This is a genomic window from Micromonospora sp. 4G55 (assembly GCF_016803375.1).
This window is the reverse complement of record NZ_JAEVHN010000683.1, coordinates 1-3,208: the sequence shown is the minus strand read 5'-3', so window position 1 is coordinate 3,208 and position 3,208 is coordinate 1. Positions and strand designations below refer to the sequence as shown.

Here is a 3,208-nt window from a genome sequence, read left to right as displayed (position 1 = left end):
GGCCGCGGCGCTGCTGCTGCTCGCCGTCGCGCTGCCGGCGGCGCTGCGCCTCGCCGCGGCGCTGCTCGGCGCGGGCAGCGTGTTCACCCTGCTCTCCGCGGTGGTGACGTGCAGCACGGGCTGTCCGCTACCGCCGTTCGAGGCGGCGACGGTGGCGGACCTGGTGCACGGCGGGTCGAGCATCGCGGGGGTCGCGGCGGTGGTCTTCGCGATGCTCGCGCTGGCCCGGTCCCCGGCGGCGACGCCCGCGGTGCGTCGGATCTCGGCCCTGGGCGGGGCGCTGGCGCTGCCGCTGTCCGGCGCGATCGCGCTGGCCATGCTGGTCGCGGGGCGGGGCGGGTTGGTGGGCGGCCTGGAGCGGGTGCTGCTGGCGGTGACCTTCGGCTGGGGCCTGGCGGCGGCGACGGCGCTGGGCCTGCGCCGCGACCCGACCGTGACGAAGCGGTCACCGGACGGCAAACGCGCCCTGTAAGGAGCCTCACGGCCTTCGGTCCTTCCCGTTGCGCGGTGGCCGGGAGTAGCGTCGCCAGGCGATGACCAATGTCTGGCACCTCACCGTGCGCCTGTACGTCGATCTCCGACTGCAGGCCAGCGGCGTCTGTCCGGCGCGGCCCGCTCTCTGACGCCGCCCGTACCGACCTCCGACAGACCTTGGACGCATCCTCATGGCTTCCGCCCTGCGCAAGATTCCCTTTTCCGCACAGATCCTGCTCGGCCTCGTCCTCGGCGTGGCGCTGGGCTTCCTCGCCCGCGCCAATGACCTGAGCTGGCTGGCCAGCACCCTCGACACCGTCGGCGGCCTCTTCGTCCAGCTGCTCAAGCTGGCCGTCCCGCCGCTGGTCTTCACCGCCATCGTGGTCAGCGTGGTCAGCCTGCGCGGCGTGGCCAACGCCGCCCGGCTGGCCCTCAAGACGCTGCTCTGGTTCGGCGCCACCGCGCTGATCGCGGTCGGTATCGGCATCGGCCTCGGCCTGCTGACCGACCCGGGTCGCGGCGTCTCGCTCGACATCGGCGCGGCGAGCGCCCCGAAGAAGACCGGCTCCTGGACCGACTTCCTCACCGGCATCGTGCCGACCAACCCGGTCGGCGCGTTCGTCGAGGGCAACGTGCTCCAGATCGTCTTCCTCGCCCTGGTGGTGGGTGCCGCCGCGCTGCTCGTCGGCCAGGCCGCCGAACCGTTCGTGGCGCTCAACCGCTCGCTGCTGGAGATCGTGCAGAAGGCGCTCTGGTGGGTGATCCGGCTCGCCCCGATCGGCACCCTCGGCCTGATCGGCAACGCCGTCGCCTCGTACGGCTGGGACCTGATCGCCCCGCTCGCGAAGTTCACCACCGCCGTCTACGTCGGCTGCGCGATCGTGCTGTTCGTGGTCTACCCGCTGCTGCTGGTGGCGGCCGGCCGGCTCAACCCGCTGCGCTTCTTCGCCGGCGCCTGGCCCGCCATCGAGCTGGCCTTCGTCTCCCGCTCCTCGGTGGGCACCATGCCGGTGACCCAGCGTTCCGTTGAGCGCCTCGGCGTCCCCCGCGAGTACGCCTCGTTCGCGGTGCCGTTCGGCGCCACCACGAAGATGGACGGCTGCGCCGCGATCTACCCGGCCCTGGCGGCGATCTTCGTCGCGCAGGTCTTCGGGGTGGACCTGGGCGTCACCGACTACCTGCTGATCGCCTTCGTCTCGGTGGTCGGCTCGGCGGCCACCGCCGGCCTGACCGGCGCGATCGTGATGCTCACCCTGACCCTGAGCACGCTGGGCCTGCCGCTGGCCGGCGCCGGTCTGCTGCTGGCCATCGACCCGATCCTGGACATGATCCGCACCGCCACCAACGTGGCCGGGCAGGCGCTGGTGCCGACCATCGTCGCCGCGCGGGAGGGCACCCTGGACCGGGCCGCGTACGACTCCGCCGGCCGGCGTGACCTGGTCGACGCCGACGAGCAGCGACCGGCCCGCTCCGACGAGCTGGCGCCGGTTCCCGCCTGAGTCGCCCTTCGGGTGCGTTTCCGGTCGCTCCGGTGACCGGAACGCACCGAACCACGTGGACGGCCGCCGCATCCAGCGGACGTCGGCTCCGCACGCACCACCGGTCGCGCCGGGCCTTCCCCGGCGGGTCGTGTCCGTCGCCTCTCCCGGAGGATCACCTCATGAGTGCCCTGTTCACCCCGCTGACCCTGCGCGCGGTCACCCTGCCCAACCGGGTCGCCCTCGCCTCGATGTGCCAGTACAGCGCCGGCCCGGACGGCCTGCCCACCGACTGGCACCGGATCCACCTCGGCTCCCGGGCCGTCGGCGGCGCCGGCCTGATCCTCACCGAGGCCACCGCCGTCGTGCCCGAGGGGCGGATCAGCCCGCAGGACACCGGCCTCTGGTCCGACGCGCACGTCGACGCCTGGCGTCCGATCACCGGGTTCGTCGCCGCCCAGGGCGCGGTGCCGGCGGTGCAGCTCGCGCACGCCGGGTTCAAGGCGTCGACGTACCGGCCGTGGGCCGAGCGACGCGGCGGCGTGCCGGACGCCGAGGGCGGCTGGACCCCGGTCGGCCCCGGCGCCGAGCCGTTCCTCCCCGACTACCGCGACGCCGACGGCGCTCGACGAGGCCGGGATCGCCCCGCGTGGTGTCCGCCTTCGCCACCGCCGCCGGCCGGGCGGTGGACGCCGGCTTCGGCGCGGTGGAGATCCACGCCGCGCACGGCTACCTGCTGCACGAGTTCCTGTCCCCGCTGACCAACCACCGCACCGACGGCTACGGCGGCGACCGGACCGCCCGGATGCGGCTCACCCTGGAGGTGGCTCGCGCGGTGCGCGCCGCCGTCGGCGAGCGGATGCCGGTGCTGACCCGGATCTCGGCCACCGACTGGATCGAGGGCGGCTGGACCGTCGAGGACAGCGTCGTGCTCGCCGGTGAACTCGCCGCCGCCGGGGTCGACCTGGTCGACGCCTCCTCCGGCGGCGCGGCGGCCCGGGCCAGCATCCCGGTCGGGCCCGGCTACCAGGTGCCCCTCGCCGCGCGGATCCGCCGCGAGGCCGGGGTGCTCACCGGCGCGGTCGGCCTGATCGTCGAGCCGGAGCAGGCCGAGCAGATCGTTGCCGGCGGCGAGGCCGACCTGGTGCTGCTCGGCCGGGAACTGCTCCGGGACCCGTACTGGCCGCGCCGCGCCGCCGCCAAGCTCGGCGCCCACCCCGGCTGGCCCGACCAGTACGCCCGCGCCTTCTGACCGT

Annotated in this window: 4 protein-coding genes; all 4 read left to right on the top strand. The window is 74.6% G+C overall.

The features are described from left to right. Positions 1-472 (top strand): DUF998 domain-containing protein (locus tag JNW89_RS32310; RefSeq protein WP_238451940.1); only part of this gene is annotated, 472 nt, incomplete at its 5' end. Between the two features lie 205 nt (positions 473-677). Beyond that, the gene (locus tag JNW89_RS32305; protein WP_238451941.1) at positions 678-1,973 is read left to right on the top strand and encodes a dicarboxylate/amino acid:cation symporter; all 1,296 of its coding nucleotides are present in this window, start codon (positions 678-680) and stop codon (positions 1,971-1,973) included. Between the two features lie 161 nt (positions 1,974-2,134). Then, positions 2,135-2,713: a hypothetical protein gene (locus tag JNW89_RS38370; protein ID WP_309140048.1), complete on the top strand. Its 579-nt coding sequence runs from the start codon at positions 2,135-2,137 to the stop codon at positions 2,711-2,713. Continuing rightward, positions 2,638-3,204 (top strand): hypothetical protein, encoded by a 567-nt coding sequence (locus JNW89_RS32300; RefSeq protein WP_309140047.1) that lies wholly within the window; start codon positions 2,638-2,640, stop codon positions 3,202-3,204. Before JNW89_RS38370 ends, JNW89_RS32300 begins: the two co-directional genes overlap by 76 nt. The last annotated feature ends 4 nt before the right edge of the window (positions 3,205-3,208 follow it).